At 65.3% G+C, this 15,796-nt stretch carries 10 protein-coding genes; 5 read left to right on the top strand and 5 right to left on the bottom strand.

The window, feature by feature from the left end; all coding sequences use genetic code 11:
• Positions 1–155 precede the first annotated feature (155 nt).
• The 5 genes from polA to AC1VNY_RS13345 form a co-directional block, all read right to left on the bottom strand.
• Entirely contained in the window at positions 156–3,191 is a 3,036-nt protein-coding gene (polA, locus tag AC1VNY_RS13365; RefSeq protein WP_482405471.1) for a DNA polymerase I, read from the bottom strand.
• A gap of 200 nt (positions 3,192–3,391) precedes the next feature.
• Positions 3,392–4,129 carry a response regulator gene (locus tag AC1VNY_RS13360; protein ID WP_028333805.1) on the bottom strand — a complete coding sequence of 246 codons (738 nt, stop codon included), beginning with the start codon at positions 4,127–4,129 and terminating at the stop codon, positions 3,392–3,394.
• Entirely contained in the window at positions 4,126–5,874 is a 1,749-nt protein-coding gene (locus AC1VNY_RS13355) for an ATP-binding response regulator (RefSeq protein ID WP_028340476.1), read from the bottom strand. Before AC1VNY_RS13355 ends, AC1VNY_RS13360 begins: the two co-directional genes overlap by 4 nt.
• The gene (locus AC1VNY_RS13350) at positions 5,844–7,910 is read right to left on the bottom strand and encodes a sensor histidine kinase (protein ID WP_482405470.1); all 2,067 of its coding nucleotides are present in this window, start codon (positions 7,908–7,910) and stop codon (positions 5,844–5,846) included. Before AC1VNY_RS13350 ends, AC1VNY_RS13355 begins: the two co-directional genes overlap by 31 nt.
• Positions 7,911–7,944: 34 nt before the next feature.
• A complete protein-coding gene (locus AC1VNY_RS13345) occupies positions 7,945–8,901 on the bottom strand; it encodes a TRAP transporter substrate-binding protein (protein ID WP_482405469.1) in 957 nt (318 codons plus the stop codon).
• A 228-nt stretch (positions 8,902–9,129) separates the two neighbouring features.
• Between AC1VNY_RS13345 and ugpB the strand changes: the two genes are divergently transcribed.
• From ugpB to AC1VNY_RS13320, 5 genes are all read left to right on the top strand, one after another.
• Entirely contained in the window at positions 9,130–10,449 is a 1,320-nt protein-coding gene (gene ugpB / locus AC1VNY_RS13340; RefSeq protein WP_482405477.1) for a sn-glycerol-3-phosphate ABC transporter substrate-binding protein UgpB, read from the top strand.
• 227 nt (positions 10,450–10,676) lie between these two features.
• On the top strand, positions 10,677–11,624 hold the full coding sequence (locus tag AC1VNY_RS13335) for an aminoglycoside phosphotransferase family protein (protein ID WP_482405468.1): 948 nt from the start codon (positions 10,677–10,679) through the stop codon (positions 11,622–11,624).
• Positions 11,625–11,871: 247 nt separating this feature from the next.
• The gene (locus tag AC1VNY_RS13330; RefSeq protein WP_482405467.1) at positions 11,872–13,494 is read left to right on the top strand and encodes an ABC transporter substrate-binding protein; all 1,623 of its coding nucleotides are present in this window, start codon (positions 11,872–11,874) and stop codon (positions 13,492–13,494) included.
• Between the two features lie 309 nt (positions 13,495–13,803).
• On the top strand, positions 13,804–14,817 hold the full coding sequence (locus AC1VNY_RS13325; RefSeq protein ID WP_482405466.1) for an ABC transporter permease: 1,014 nt from the start codon (positions 13,804–13,806) through the stop codon (positions 14,815–14,817).
• Positions 14,818–14,820: 3 nt separating this feature from the next.
• Entirely contained in the window at positions 14,821–15,720 is a 900-nt protein-coding gene (locus tag AC1VNY_RS13320) for an ABC transporter permease (RefSeq protein ID WP_482405465.1), read from the top strand.
• Positions 15,721–15,796: the final 76 nt, after the last annotated feature.

Genomic DNA, 15,796 nt, shown 5'->3' with positions numbered 1-15,796 from the left:
AGGGCGGGGTGGGGGTGCCTCCGCGCAGAGTCTTTCGGCGGAGAGAGCCCCCACCCGCCGCGCTCCGGACGACGCTTTGCGTCGCTCGTCGCGCGTCGGCCTAAGAGCGAGCTTTGCTCGTCTCGACCCCCGCAAGCGGGAGAGGCGAAGGAGCGCTAATGCGCCTCGTCCCAATTGTTCGCCGCGCGGGCGTCGACCTGCAGCGGCAGCGACAGGAGCACCGCCGGGAACGGCGCGTCCTGCATCACCTTCTGCACCACCGGCAGCGTCGCCGCGACCTCATCGTCGGGCACCTCGAAGATCAGTTCGTCATGCACCTGCAGCAGCATCTGCGCCGAGAGCTTCTTCTCGGTGAGCGCGTCCTCGACGCGGATCATGGCGCGGCGGATGATGTCGGCCGCGGTGCCCTGCAGGCGCGCGTTGATCGCGGCGCGTTCGTTGAAGGCGCGCACCGAGGCGTTGGAGGCCTTGATGTCGGGGTAGTAGCACTTGCGCCCGAACAGCGTCGTCACATAGCCGTTGCGGCGGCAGAAATCCTTGGTCTCGTCCATATAGGCGCGGATGCCCGGAAAGCGCTCGAAGTATTTCTTGATGTAGGCCGAGGCCTCCTCGCGGGCGATGCCGAGCTGGTTGGCGAGGCCGAACGCCGAGATGCCGTAGATGATGCCGAAATTGATCGCCTTGGCGCGGCGGCGCACCTCGCTCGGCATGTCCTTGATCGGCACGCCGAACATTTCGGAGGCGGTCATGGCGTGAATGTCGAGCCCGTCGCGGAATGCCTGGCGCAGCACCGGCACGTCGGCGATCTCGGCGAGCAGCCGCAACTCGATCTGCGAGTAGTCGGCCGACACCAGCTTGTGGCCCGGCGTCGCGATGAAGGCGCGGCGGATCTTGCGGCCGTCCTCGGTACGAACAGGGATGTTCTGCAGGTTCGGCTCGTTCGACGACAGCCGGCCCGTGGTGGTCGCGGCCAGCGCGTAGGTGGTGTGGACGCGATGAGTCTGCGGATTGACGTAGGTCGGCAGTGCGTCGGTGTAGGTCGATTTCAGCTTCGAGACCTGGCGCCACTCCAGGATCTTCTTCGGGAATTCGTGGCCTTGCTCGGCGAGCTCGTCGAGCACCTGCGCGGTGGTCGACCACGCGCCGGTCTTGGTCTTGCTGCCGCCGGGCAATCCCATCTTGCCGAAGATGATGTCGCCGATCTGCTTCGGGCTGCCGACATTGACCGGCTCGCCGGCGATCTGCTGGATCTCGGCCTCGACGCGCGCCGCGGTCTGGGCGAAATCGCCCGACAGGCGCGACAGCACCTGGCGATCGATCGAGATGCCACGCCGCTCCATCCGCGCCAGCACCGAGACCAGCGGCCGTTCCAGCGTCTCGTACACCGTCGCCATCCGCTCGGCGACGAGACGCGGCTTCAGCACCCGCCACAGCCGCAGGATCACGTCGGCGCTTTCGGCCGCATATTCGCCGGCCTTGTCGATCGTGACCTGATCGAAGGTCAGCTTGCCCTTGCCGCTGCCGACGAGGCCGCCGTAGTTGACGACGGCGTGGCCGAACCAGCGCTCGGCGAGCGCCTCCAGCGCATGTGAGCCACGGCCCGCATCGAGCGCGTAGCTCATCAGCTGCGCATCGTCGATGTTGCGCAGCGTGATTCCGTGCTGCGCCAGCATCACCGAGGTGAACTTGACGTCGAAGCCGACCTTCTGGATGCCGACGGACTCCAGCAGCGGCCTGAGCGCCGCCAGCGCCTCGGCGGTCTTGATCTGGCCGGGTGCGAGGCCGGCATCGAACAGGCCCGCGCCACCGCCGGCCTGCCTGTGGCTGAGCGGGACGTAACACGCATCGTTTGGCGCCAGCGCCAGTGCAAGGCCCGAGAGCTCGCCCTGCATCGGGTCAATCGATTCCGACATCGCCTCGATCGCGACATAGCCGGTGTCGGGCACGCGGGCGATGAAGGCGTTGAGCTGATCGAGGCTGCCGATCGCCTGATACGCCTTGCGGTCGAAGCCAATTTTCCGGATCGCCTCGCCACGGGCCTCGGCCAGCGTCGCCGGCGTGCCCTTCAGGTTTGAATTCTTGTCGTCACGCGCACCGGTCGGCTTGGCTTTCGGCAGCGGTGCCGCAGATGTCGGGGCGTCTCCGGGCGCCGGCGTCACATCGGATGGCGGCAATGGCGAGAACACGCTCGCGCCGCTCTTGTTGCCGGGATCGGAGTCGACATTGGCCGGGTCGATCTGCGCGTAGTCGGCAACGCGGCGGGTGAGGGTGGTGAACTCCATCGCCTTGAGGAAGGCGACCAGCCGGCGCGAGTCGGGGTCGTTCACGGCGAGGTCGTCGAGCGGCACTTCGAGCTCGACCTTGTCGTCGAGCAGCACGAGCTGGCGCGAGATGCGCGCCTTCTCGGCGTTCTCGAGCAGCGCCTCGCGCCGCTTCGGCTGCTTGATCTCGCCGGCGCGGAACAGCAGCTGATCGAGATCGCCATATTCGATGATCAGCTGCGCGGCGGTCTTGATGCCGATGCCGGGCACGCCGGGCACGTTGTCGGTGGAGTCGCCGGCCAGTGCCTGCACCTCGACCACCTTCTCCGGCGGCACGCCGAATTTCTCGATCACCTCGTCGCGGCCGATGCGGCGATCCTTCATCGTGTCGTACATCACGACCTTGTCGTTGACGAGCTGCATCAGATCCTTGTCCGATGACACGATCGTCGTGGTCGCGCCGCGCTCGCTGGCGAGCCGCGCATAGGTCGCGATCAGATCGTCGGCCTCGAAGCCGACCTGCTCGAGGCAGGGCAGTTCGAAGGCGCGTACCGCCTCGCGGATCAGCGCGAATTGCGGGATCAAATCGTCGGGCGCCGGCGGCCGGTGCGCCTTGTAGTCGGGGTAGAGCTTGTTGCGGAACGTGATCTCCGACTTGTCGAACACGATCGCCAGATGCGTCGGGCGGTTGTCCTCGGGCATGTCGCGGAGCAGCTTCCACAGCATGTTGCAGAAGCCGAGCACGGCGTTGACCTGCAGCCCGTCGGATTTGCGGTTCAGCGGCGGCAGCGCGTGGTAGGCGCGGAAGATGTAGGACGAGCCGTCGACCAGGAAGACATGGTCGCCCTTCGCCGTGGCCTTGGCGGCAACGGGCTTGGGGTCGGTCTTCGATGCGGGCTTGGCGGGGGCTTTGGAGGCTGTTTTCGGCATGGCCGAAACTTAGGGATTTTTGCGCAGATTGACAGCCTTTGTGTCGCTGAATCCGCCGGTGCCACACAATCAAATCGTCGTCCCGGCGAAGGCCGGGACCCATAACCACAGCCGTTCGCTGTTGGAGCTCGCTGTGGCCCTATCGTCGTCTCACCACAGGTAGTCGGGGTAATGGGTCCCGGCCTTCGCCGGGACGACAATCAGGCCTTGTCCCCGGTCGGCGAGAACAGGTAGCCGCCGCCGCGGATGGTCCGGATCACCGACGGCTTGGTCGGGTCGAATTCGATCTTGCGGCGGATGCGCATGATACGGAGGTCGACGGCGCGGTCGAAGGCTTCCGCGTCGCGCGCATTGGCGAGTTCCAGGAGCCGCTCGCGCGACAAGACCCGCTTCGGGTTGGCCGCGAACACCTTCAGGAGGCCGAATTCGGAGGCCGTCAGCGGATGCTCGTTGCCCTCGTCGTCGCGCAGCGCCTGGGCCTCGAGATCGAGCCATTTGGTGCCGAACCGCACCAGCTGCTCCTTTTCGGCCTTGGCGCTTGCCGGCTCCGGCGCCGCCGCTTTCGCCGGCCCGCTCCGCCGCAGCACCGAGCGGATGCGCGCCATCAGCTCGCGCAATTCGCAGGGCTTTGCCACGTAGTCGTCGGCGCCGAGCTCCAGCCCGACCACCCGGTCGATCGGGCTGGCAGTAGCTGTCAGCATGATGACGGGGACGTTGATCTTGCTCTTGAGGTCGCGAATGATCGACAGCCCGTCTTCCTCGGGCATGTTGAGGTCGAGCACCACGAGATCGGGCGTGCAGCCCTCGATCTCCTTGCGCAAGCTCTTGCCGCCATCGCACAGCGTCACGCCGAAGCCGTGCATCTTGAGGTAATCGCCGACCATTTCGCGGGCCGGTGCCTCATCGTCCACGATGAAGATATGCGGGTTCTGGCTCATGATGTCTCTGTCGCCGGCAGTGTAACCGTAAAGGTCGACCCCTGTCCGGGGCCCGGGCTCTGCGCGGTCACATGGCCGCCATGCATGTCGATGATGCGCTTGACGATGGAAAGGCCGAGGCCGGTGGAGCTTTCGCCCGCGGTCGGCTTGGCCGACAGCCGCTGGAACCGGCCGAACAGCCGGCCGAGATCCTCCGGGCTGAGGCCGGGACCCTGGTCGACGATCCGGATCACGGTGTCGTCGCCCTCATGGCTGACCGTGACCGTGATCTTGCCGCCGATCGGCGAGTACTTGATGGCGTTGCTGACGAGGTTGTCGATCGCCTCGCGGATCCGGTCGGCGTCGCACATCGTGACGAATTGCTGCGGCCCCGAGACCGAGATGCTCTGCTGCTTGTTGACGGCCGAGGGCAGATTGGCCTCGGTGACCTCGTTGACCAGCGCCGCGACGTCGACCGGTTCGCGGCGGATGGTGATGTCGAAGGCATCGGCCATCGCGTCCGAGATCAGATGGTCGACCATCGAGGTCAGCCGCTTGGTGGCGTCCCTGATGTGCTCGACCTGCGACGTGACGTTTTCCTTCGGCGAGCCGGCGCCGATCAGTTCGGTCAGCATCTCGGTGCGGCCGAGGATCACGCCGAGCGGGTTCTTCAGATCGTGGGCGACGGTGCCGAGGATCTCGTTCTTGAAGCCGTTGGCGCGCTGCAGCCGCAGCCACTGCGCCGAGAGCCGCCGGTTGGCCTGCATCAGCGCGCGGGTGCGCTGCGCGACGCGGTCCTCGAGCTGGGTGTTGGCCTCGTGCAGCTGCTGGTAGAGGATCACATTGTCGAACGCGATCGACAGCCGGCTCGAGAAGATCTCGACCAGCGCACGGTCGGTGTCGGAGAGCTGGCGCTCGGCCTGCAGCAGCACCACGACCTCGCGGCCGCTGCCGGTGCGCGAATAGAGCACGCTGCGGTGGTCGGCGAACTCGTTCTTGCGGCGCTGGAACGCTTCCTCCACCATGTGCCTCAGGTCCGGATCGAGTGCCTTCGACGAGGTGGTGCCGATGAAGCGGCTGTAGCAGCCGGAGCAGGCCAGCACCGAGAAATCAGCCGCGGCCGAATTGCCGTCGTCGCGCAGCACCAGAATGCCGGCGCAGTCGACGTTGAGCAGCGAGGCGAGCTGGGTCAGCACGCCCTCGGCCAGCCGCTGCATCGACTTGAAGTCGTACAGCGTCGAGGCCGCGTCGATGATGATCTCGAGCCCGCGCCGCGTCTGCACCATGCGCTCGAGCTGCTGGTAGCTGCGCAGCGCGGCCGTCAGCGACGTGAACAGCTTGTCGGCGGTGAGCTCGGTCTTCGCCTTGTAGTCGTTGATGTCGTATTGCACGATGACGCGCCGTTCCGGCGCCTGGCCGGGCTGGCCGGTGCGCAGGATGATGCGCACGGTCTCGTTCTTGATCTCGTTGCGGATGAACTCGACGAGCTCGAGGCCGGCGACGTCGGTCTCCATGATGACGTCGAGCAGCACGGCTGCGATGTCGGGGTTGTCGCGCATCAGCGTGCGGCCTTCGGCCGCAGAGTAGGCCGAGAGGATCTCCAGCGTCGAACCGTTCAGGTTGTAATCGCTCAGGGCGAAGCGGGTGCCTTCATGGACGGCGTGATCGTCGTCGATGACGGCGATCTTCCATTTGCGGGCCGACGAGTCCTCCGGGGGGCTCTCGGTATCGTCGATCAGTTGGAGGACATCGTCCTGTTCGGCCATTGACTGGTTCCGTCGGCTGCTGCGTCAGTGATCGTGGGCTCGCCCTTGGCTGCCCCCTTGGCGATCCTGGGCATGATAATGCGAAAAGTGGTGCCTTGTCCTACCCTTGACTCCAGCATCATGCGTCCGCCGAGCTGCTGGGTGACGAGGTTATAGACGATGTGGAGGCCGAGGCCCGTACCACCTTCGTTGCGGCGCGTCGTAAAGAACGGGTCGAACGCCTGCCGCTGCACGTCCGGCGTCATGCCAGCCCCGTCGTCCGCGAAGATGATCTCGACATCGTCGGCGCCGCGCCCGCGCGCCGAGATGGTGATGGTGCCGGAGCGGCCATCGGCAAAGGCATGATTGACGGCGTTGAGGAAAAGATTGGTTAAGATCTGGCCATAGGCGCCGGGATAACCGTCGATCAAGAGCCCCTCGGGCACATCGACCGAGAGCGCGATCGCGGCCTTCTTCAGCACCGGCCGCAGGCTCGCCACGATCTGGTCGGTGGATTCGCTCAAGGCAAACTGGCGGCGCTCGGCATGCGAGCGATCGACGGCGACCTGCTTGAACGACTGGATCAGCTCGCCGGCGCGCTGCAGGTTCGCGACCAGTTGCTGCGATGCGTCACGCGAGGCGCGCACGAACTCGTCGAGCTTGGAGCGGCGCAGCGGCTCGGTCTTCAGGTCGTTCTCGAACATCTCGCTGCGGCGGGCGAAGCTCGAGGCCACCGTCAGGCTGATGCCGATCGGGTTGTTGACCTCGTGGGCGACGCCGGCAACGAGGCCGCCGAGCGCGGCGAGACGCTCGGCATCGATCAGGTTCTGCTGCGCGGTATTGAGCTCGAGCAGCGCGCTTTCGGCCTCCTCCTTGGCGGTGCGCAGCTCGTCCTCGGTCTTGCGCTTGGCGATCGCGTTCTCGCGGAACACTTCGACCGCACGCGCCATGGCGCCGACCTCGTCCTTGGCCGAGGTGCCCTGCACCGGCCGGTCGAGATCTCCGGAGGTGATGGTGCGCATCGCGGCCATGATCTGCGCCAGCGGCAGCCGGATCGACAGCGCGATCATGACGCCGGCCGACATGATGACGCCGAGGAAGATCACGGCGATCGACAGCACCCGGCGCGAGATCGAGGTCAGCGTCTTGTCGAACGTCTCCTGCGCCTTCTGCTCGCGCTGGCGCATCTTCACCGAGAGATCGTCGATCGCGCCGATCGCATCCGCCTGGCTGGCGTCGATCGAGTTGCGCAGCAGATCGGTGCGGTTGGTGAGCTGCTCGCTGAGCTTGCCGAGCCCGTCGCGCAGCTCGGCGGTCTTGACCTTGAGCCGCGCCAGCGCCATCCGCTGCAGATCGTTTTCGGCCAGATCGGTCATGACGGGAATCGTCCGCTCGATCGTATCGATGTTGCGGCGGGCTTCCTCGGCCGACGAGGAGGCAAGCGAGAGATAGTAGGCGTTGGCGGCGACCAGCAGCGAGGTGAACGCTTCGCGCGACTTGCCGAGCGCGGGCCAGATCAGTGCGTCGCGATGGCCGGTCGCGCCCTCGATGATCGAATAGAGCCCGGCCATGTCCTTGGTCGGCGACAGCACCTGCTCATCATAGGTCTTGGCGATCCTGGTCTGCACGGTGCGCAGTTCGCCGAAGCCGTCGAGGAAACGGCTGGTGACGCGCTCCAGCTGCTCGACCGAGCCTGACAGCATCGGGTCGGTCGAGGCCCGGTTGGTCAGCGTGCCGAGCACGGCCTCGCGGAGCAGCAGGATTTCCGCGAACAGGTCCGGGCTCGGCTGGTTGATGTAGCGATGGATCAGATTCTGCAGGCGACTGGTCTCGCTTTCGAGCTTGGCCAGGATCTTGTCGGATTCCCGCACCTGGCGGACGTCCTCCCAGGCCGAGCCGAGCACCTTCGCGCCGTTCCAGATCAGCACCGCCAGCACGATCACCACCGCGGAGTTGAGCAGGGCGATCGAAAGGATGCGCCAGCGGATCGGCACCGCGCGCAGCAACTGGACGATGCGGAAACGGCCCTGCGGCCCGAAGGCCGCCCGCCGTCGCATCGTCCCGTCCTGCTTTGATGCGTCCAAGATCCGGTTACTCCATGTTGCGGATGCGTTCGATCAGCGCCGATATCGCCGGATCGCGCTCGGCCCTGGCGTAGATGCCGGCCATTGCAGCTTCGAACGGCTTGCGGTCGATGTCGGCCACGATCTCGACGCCCGCCAGCTCCGCCTGCTTGCGCGAGCGCTCCTCGAGCTCCCGCCACCTCTCGCGCATGTAGACGCTGGAGCGCTGCGCGGCCTCGCGGAAGATCGCCTGCTCTTCCGGCGAGAGGCTGGCCCAGGCCTTTTGCGACATCAGCAGCACGTCCGGACTGAAAGTGTGTTGGGTCAACGTGTAGTAGCGGGCATGTTTGTAGTGACCGGTGGTGACGAAGGACGCCCAGTTGTTCTCGGCGCCGTCGATCAGCCCGGTGGCGAATCCGGTCAGTACCTGGCCGTAGGGCATCTGGACCGGCTGGGCGCCGAGCGCGCGCATCACATCCGACATCCGTTCGGATTGCTGCACGCGCAGCCGCAGTCCCTTGACGTCGTCGAGCGAATGGACCGGGTGGACGCTGTTATAGATCGAGCGGGCGCCGGAATCGTAGAAGGCCAGCCCGACGAAGCCGTGAGCCCCGAGACTGTTCAGGATCTCGCTGCCGATCGGTCCATCCAGCACGTTCTGCAGGTGTTCGGGCGATCGAAACAGGAACGGCATTGCCAGCACGTTGACCGACGGCACCATTGTCCCGATCAGCGCGACATTGGTCCGGTTCAGGTCGATGGCGCCGGCCCGGGTCTGCTCCAGCGTCTCCTTTTCCTCACCGAGCTGGCGGGAATGGAAGACCACGATGCGGTGCCGGCCGGCGGTGCGTTCAGCGATCAGGCGGTCCATGTAATTCAGCGCCTGGACGGTCGGATAGTCCTCATTCTGGGTATCGGCGGTGCGGAATTCGCGCGCAAAAGCGCTCGCCGGGACCGCTGCCCATGACAGCGCGACGGCAAGCATCGTTATCCGCGAAAGGCCGGCGCGGCGGTACACAGGCTACAATTCCCCTTGTGATTTGTGTCCAGGGCGGGAAGAAAAGGTTCAACGCAATTTTAGCAGAATGGCGCTGGTTCGCCATCGGCCAAACGTTAAATCCGCGGTGCAACCTGTGGTGTCGGTTGAATCTGCGGTTGTAGCGCCTTATGAGGGCGTGTTGGCATCCGGGAACGGCTCGTCGTGAAGTTCGCTTTGAAGCTCGCCTTGAAGCTTTTGCACCTCGTCGTCGCGGCTCTTCTGCTTGTGTCGCCGGCGCGAGCGGCCACCGAGATCATGTGGTGGCACGCGATGTCGGGCGAGCTCGGCAAGCAGCTCGAGAAGCTTGCCGCCGATTTCAACGCCTCGCAATCCGACTACAGGATCGTGCCCGCCTACAAGGGCAACTATACCGAGACCGTGACTGCGGCGATCTTCGCCTTCCGCTCGCGCAGCCAGCCGGCGATCGTTCAGGTCAACGAGATCGCGACCGCAACCATGATGGCGGCCCGCGGCGCGATCTATCCGGTGTTCGAGCTGATGCGCGATCAATCCGAGGCATTCGCGCCGTCGGCCTATCTGCCCGCGGTGGCCGGCTACTATGCCGATGTCGACGGCAACATGCTGTCGTTCCCCTTCAATGCCTCGACGCCGATCCTTTACTACAACAAGGATATGTTCCGCTCTGCCGGGCTCGATCCGAGTGTGCCGCCGAGGACCTGGCCGGAGCTCGGCGTCGTGGCCAAGCGGCTGCGCGCGGCGGGCGCGATGTGCGGCGTGACCACGTCGTGGCCGTCCTGGATCAATGTCGAGAACTTCTCCGCCTTCCACAATCTGCCGATCGCAACCAAGGCCAACGGGTTTTCCGGGCTCGACGCCCAGCTGATCTTCAACAACCCTTTGGTGGTGCGCCACATCGCGCAGCTCGCGCAATGGCAGGCCGACAAGACCTTCGACTATAGCGGCCGCGGGCAGGCGGCCGAGCCGCGTTTCCAGAAGGGCGAATGCGGCATCTTCATCGGCTCGTCGGGTACGCGCGCCGACATCAGGGCCAATTCCAAATTCGAGGTCGGCTACGGCATGATGCCGTACGAACCCGACGTGCAGGGCGCGCCGCAGAACTCGATCATCGGCGGCGCGACGCTGTGGGTGCTGCGCGACCGGCCGCGCGCCGAATATGCCGGGGTGGCGAAGTTCTTCGCCTATCTGTCGCGGCCGGAGGTGCAGGCCGCCTGGCACCAGAACACGGGCTACCTGCCGATCACCCGCGCCGCATTCGATCTCACCCGCGCGCAGGGTTTCTACGATCGCAATCCCGGCGCCTCGATCTCGATCGAGGAGGTGACGCTGAAGCCGCCGACCGACCATTCGAAGGGCATCCGCCTCGGCTCGTTCGTCCTGATCCGCGACGTGATCGAGGAGGAGCTCGAGCAGGTGTTCGCCGGCAAGCGATCGGCGCAGGCCGCGATGGACAACGCCGTCGAACGCGGCAACCGCCTGCTCCGCCAGTTCGAGCGCGCCAATCCGGATAGGTGAGGGGCATCCAGACTGCTCAACTGTTTCTCCGTCATCCTGAGAGGATGTGAATGTATCGCTCGCAAGCGGCGCCACACACTCAGGGTCGTCCTGGCGAAAGCCAGGACCCATTACCCCGGCTGCTCATCGTTGCGCGAGGCTAGGGCCGCGATCCCGCTTACAATCAAATTCGGTGGTTATGGGTCCTGGCTTCCGCCAGGACGACAGCGTTGAGAGGCCGCGCGCGAATGCATCTTCCTTCCCTCACCAACTACGACTCCTACCGCGCCTGGCGTGGCGACACGTCGCGCTGGCTGCCGGTCGCGCGCGATATCGCCGATGGCCACGGGCTGTCGTGCGCCGCGCCGCATGTATTCTCGACCGGCACCAATCTGGTTGTCGGGCTCGACGATGGCCTGATCCTCAAGCTCTTCCCGCCGTTTCTGCGCCCGCAATTCGTGTCCGAGCGCGGCGCGCTTGCCGAGTTGCGCGGGCGGCTCGGCATTCCGATTCCCGACCTGGTCGCGGAGGGCGAGCGTGACGGCTGGCCGTATCTCGTCATCACGCACCTCGCCGGCACCGTCGGCTCGGAGGTGTGGCCGGCGCTGCCGGAAGCCGAGCGCGAGCGTGTGCTCGCCGAGATCGGGGCCGTGATCGCCGAGGTGCAGCGCGTGCCGCCCGGCAGCCTGCTCGCGCTCGAGCCGCGCTGGGAGGCGTTCATGCGCACCCAGATCGCGCAGTGCCGGACCCGGCACCAACGGCTCGGCCTGCCGGCGAAATTCCTCACCTCGCTCGGCGATCTGCTGCGTGACGCCACTGAGTTGATCCCGATGACCGCGCCGCCGGTGATCCTGACCGGCGAATACATCCCGGAGAACTTTCTGCTCGGGCGCCGGGCCGACGGCTGGCACGTCGCCGGCCTGTTCGACTTCGGCGACGTCCGGACGGGGTGGGGTGAGTACGATTTGCTCGGCCCCAGCGCCTTCATGGCCGCCGGGCATCCGCGCCGGGTCCGCAGCCTGTTCGATGGTTTCGGCATCTCGCGCACTGACGTGACGTTCATGCTGAAGCGGCGGCTGATGGCGCTCTTGATGCTGCACTCGGCCAGCGATCCACTCCGGCACATCTGCATCGAGCGTTGGCCGGACCAGGTCGATGACTTCGTGCAGTTGCAGGAGCTGATCTGGCCGGATTAGCGCTCTTCCGCGCGCGACATCCATCGCCGGCCACAAAGCAAGCAGGAGTCGTTTCTTGCTCATTCATTGAGCATATCGCGTGTCTTTGTATGCAATTGGCGATGAGAGATTTTGCCCGACCGGGATACCCATCGGCGTTTTCTCTCGCCCCGGCAAGGCATTAGCAGGACATAAGATTTCGTTAAGGGTTGGCACAATCCTTGCGATCTGAGTTCCAAGGCCGTTTCCCAAGGCGTTGGAGCATCACATGAAGCGTCGCGATTTCCTCAAATCGGTGTCCGGACTGGCCGCGGGGGCGCTGGCGCCGACCGCGCCGGCGATCTGGTCACCGGCCAAAGCCGACGCGCGCTCCGAGACGCTGCTCATCGTCTCCGAAGGCGGTCCCAACAATCTCGATATCCACGGCGTCGGCACCAACGTGCCGGGCTACGAGGTGTCGTGGAATTGCTACGACCGTCTGATCAGCCACGAGATGAAGAGCGGTCCGGGCGGCGTGCCCTATTACGACCGCGACAAGTTCAAGCCCGAGCTCGCCGAGGACATCAACATCGGCGACATGTCGGTCACCTTCAAGCTGCGCAAGAACGCCAAATTTCACGACGGCGCGGCTGTCACGGCGAAGGACGTCAAGTGGTCGCTTGATCGTGCCGTCTCTGTCGGCGGCTTCCCGACCTTCCAGATGAGCGCGGGCTCGCTGACCAAGCCCGAGCAGTTCGTGATCGTCGACGACACCACGGTGCGCGTCGACTTCCTGAAAAAGGACAAGCTGACGATCCCCGACCTCGCGGTGATCGTGCCCTGCGTCGTCAACTCCGAACTGGTGAAGAAGAACGCCAGCGAAAAGGATCCGTGGGGCCTCGAATTCACCAAGCAGCAGACCGCGGGCTCCGGCGCCTACAAGGTGACCAAGTGGACCGCCGGCACCGAAGTCGTCATGGAGCGCAACGACGATTGGGTCTGCGGTCCGCTGCCGAAGATCAAGCGCGTGATCTGGCGCATGGTGCCGCAGGCCGGCAACCGCCGCGCGTTGCTCGAGCGCGGTGATGCCGACATCTCCTACGAGCTGCCGTTCAAGGATTTCCAGGAGATGAAGGCGAACGGCAAGCTCAACGTGGTCTCGCTGCCGTTCTCCAACGGCATCCAGTATATCGGCATGAACGTGACCAAGCCGCCGTTCGACAATCCCAAGGTGCGGCAGGCGATGGCCTACGCGATGCCGTACCAGAAGATCATGGATGCGGTGCTGTTCGGTCTCGCCAACCCGATGTTCGGCGCAGCAAAGGACAAGCCGACCGAGGTCGCCTGGCCGCAGCCGACCAAATATTACACCGACATGGAGAAGGCCAAGGCGCTGCTCGCTGAGGCCGGCTACGCCAACGGTTTCGAGACCACGATCTCGTTCGACCTGAATTTCGCTGGAGTCAACGAGCCGCTCTGCGTGCTGGTGCAGGAGAGCCTCGCGCAGCTCGGCATCAAGACCACGATCAACAAGGTGCCCGGCGCCAATTGGCGCACCGAGCTCACCAAGAAGGAAATGCCGCTGTTCACCAACGTGTTCTCGGGCTGGCTCGATTATCCCGAGTACTTCTTCTACTGGTGCTATCACGGCAACAATTCGATCTTCAATACGATGAGCTACAAGTCGCCCGAGATGGACAAGCTCATCGACGGCGCGCGCATCGCCGCCGCGAATGGCGACACCGCGGCCTACGACGCCGACGTGAAGGGCTTCGTCGATCTCGCCTTCGCCGACATCCCGCGCATTCCGCTCTATCAGCCCTTCGTCAACGTCGCGATGCAGAAGAACGTGACCGGCTACGAATACTGGTTTCACCGCCGGCTGGACTATCGCGCGATGGCGAAGGGGTGAGGCGGTGATGAGCGCGCGCGACCCACTCGCGTGTGTCGACCTCGTTAGTGAGGTGAGCACGCTTCTCAGGCTCCCTCTCCCGCTTGCGGGGGAGGGCGGGGTGGGGGTGCTTCCACATTGGGAATCCCTGAGTGGAGAGAGCCCCCACCCGCCGCGCTCTTCGATCGCGTCAGCCTCCCCCGCAAGCGGGAGAGGCGAAGTAAGCCAGCCGATAAGCTCGTGCGTCCCATATGCGATTGTCCTGCCTTGTGGGGGAGGGAGCCCGTCCAGTCCCGTTGTGGCTTTGCGCGATCCAGCCGGGAGCACGCCATGCTGACCCTGATCGGCAAGCGGCTGCTGTTCGCGATCCCCTCGCTGATCGGGGTCGTGATCGTGACGTTCCTTTTGACGCGCGCGCTGCCGGGCGATCCCGCGGCGTATTTTGCCGGGCCGGCGGCCACCAAGGAGGCGGTCGACCAGATCCGGAAGAAGCTCGGCTTCGACAAGCCGCTGATCGAGCAGTTCGTCCGCTACACCAACGATCTCGCCCACGGCGATCTCGGCACGTCGCTGACCACGGGCCAGCCGGTGGCAGCCGAACTGCGCAACCGCCTGCCGGCGTCGGCCGAGCTCACCCTGCTCGGCCTCGTCGTCTCCATCGTGATCGCGATCCCCCTCGGCGTGCTGGCGGCGACGCGGCCGGGCTCCTGGATCGACCATCTCTGCCGCGTCACCACCACGGCCGGCGTGTCGCTGCCGGTGTTCTTCACCGGGCTCGTGCTGGTCTATGTGTTCTATTTCCGGTTCGGCTGGTCGCCGGCGCCGCTCGGCCGGCTCGACGTGTTCGCCAGCGCGCCGCCGACGGTCACCGGCTTCTATCTCATCGACACGCTGATCGCGCGGGACTTCGAGGCGTTTCGCTCGGCGCTCAGCCAATTGATCCTGCCGGCGGTGACGCTCGCGATCTTCTCGCTGGCGCCGATCGCGCGGATGACGCGGGCCTCGATGCTGGCGGTGCTGGCGTCCGACTTCGTCCGCACCGCGCGCGCGAGTGGCCTGTCGCCCGGCAAGGTGATCGTCACCTACGCCTTCCGCAACGCGATGCTGCCGGTCATCACCACGCTCAGCATGGTGTTCTCCTTCCTGTTGGGCGCCAATGTGCTGGTGGAGAAGGTGTTCGCCTGGCCCGGCATTGGCTCCTACGCGGTCGAGGCGCTGATCGCGTCCGACTTCGCGCCGGTGCAGGGCTTCGTGCTGACCATGGCGGTCATGTACGTGCTGCTCAATCTGATGATCGACATTCTCTACGGCGTGATCGATCCGCGCGTCAGGCTGGAGGGCTAGAGCATGAGTACCGTAGCTCCAACCGTCGAACCCGCAGGCCCCGCCCGCACGTCGGGGCTTGCCGCTGCTTTTGAGCAGACCCGCTACGTCTTGAGCGAAAACAAGGTCACCGGCTTTGCCTTCGCGCTGCTGGTCCTGATCCTGTTTGCCGCGCTGTTCGGGCCCTATGTCGTGCCGTACGACCCGCTCGCATCGGACACCGCCGCAGCATTGAAGCCGCCGTCCGCCGCGCACTGGTTCGGCACCGATCAGCTCGGCCGCGACATTTTCAGCCGCGTCATCGTCGCGACACGGCTAGACACCTTCATCGCGGTCGCCTCCGTGGTGCTGGTGTTCCTGATGGGCGGGCTGGCCGGCATCGCCGCCGGCTATTTCGGCGGCTGGACCGACCGCATCGTCGGCCGCATCGCCGACACCATCATGGCATTTCCGCTGTTCGTGCTGGCGATGGGCATCGTCGCGGCGCTCGGCAACACCGTGCAGAACATCATCATCGCCACCGCGATTGTGAACTTCCCGCTCTATGCCCGCGTCGCGCGCGCCGAGGCCAATGTCCGCCGCAACGCCGGCTTCGTGCAGGCGGCGCGGCTCTCGGGCAATGGCGAATACCGCATCCTGCTCGGGCACATCCTGCCGAACATCATGCCGATCATGATCGTGCAGATGTCGCTGACCATGGGCTATGCGATCCTCAACGCCGCGGGCCTGTCCTTCATCGGGCTCGGCGTCCGGCCGCCGACCGCGGAGTGGGGCATCATGGTCGCCGAGGGCGCAGGGTTCATGGTGTCGGGCGAATGGTGGATCGCACTGTTTCCGGGCCTGGCGCTGATGATCGCGGTGTTCTGCTTCAACCTGCTCGGCGACGGCCTGCGCGACATCGTCGACCCGAAGCGGAGGACGTGATGCCTGTCCCATCCAGGTATTATATTACCACTTCACTCCTTTGCATGGGGTTGTTTTGCGGATTTTTGGATGACGC

The sequence above is a fragment of the Bradyrhizobium ferriligni genome (genome assembly GCF_056837965.1).
The sequence above is the reverse complement of the archived record's forward strand: the minus strand, read 5'-3'. Positions and strand labels throughout refer to the sequence as shown.